The organism is Aminobacter sp. P4_D5, from assembly GCF_056401815.1.
The window spans coordinates 1-556 of sequence record NZ_JBFUIP010001217.1 but is presented as its reverse complement, the minus strand read 5'-3'; the positions used below and the strand labels follow the sequence as shown (position 1 = coordinate 556).

Below are 556 nucleotides of genomic sequence, written 5' to 3'. Positions count from 1 at the left end.
GCTACCTCGGCTCATCCGGCATGCTGGCGATCTACGACCTGCCCTGGGCGCCGGTGTACCTCTTCGTGATCTTCCTGCTGCACCCTCTCCTGGGCGCCGTCGCGCTGGGCGGCACGCTGCTGCTGCTCGCACTGACGCTGCTGAACGAGGCGGTGACCACGCAGCTCCTGCGCGAAGCCAATGTCGCGGCGCAGGCCAGCCAGCGGCGCGCCGAGGCTATCGGGCGCAATGCCGAGGTGATCGACAGCATGGGCATGCTGCCCGCAGTGCTGTCGCGCTGGCGCGAGGAGGTGGCGCGCATGCTGCCACCCCAGCGGCGAGCGGCGAACCGCGCGAGCTGGATCGTCGGCATGACGCGCTTCTCCCGTCTCGCCGTCCAGCTCGCGATCCTCGGGCTCGGCGCCTGGCTCGTGCTGCAACAGGAGATGACCGCCGGCGCCTCCATCGCCGCATCCATCGTCATGGGACGCGCCCTGGCACCGATCGAGCAGGTTGTCGGCTCCTGGAAGCAGTTCGTGGCCGCCCGCCAATCCTTCCGCCGCCTGCAGGCCTTCTT

General features: G+C 70.0%; 1 protein-coding gene. It reads left to right on the top strand.

The window, feature by feature from the left end; all coding sequences use genetic code 11:
• Positions 1–20 precede the first annotated feature (20 nt).
• On the top strand, positions 21–556 hold a 536-nt coding region (locus AC1DWF_RS37585), incomplete at its 3' end, for an ABC transporter transmembrane domain-containing protein (protein WP_476843499.1).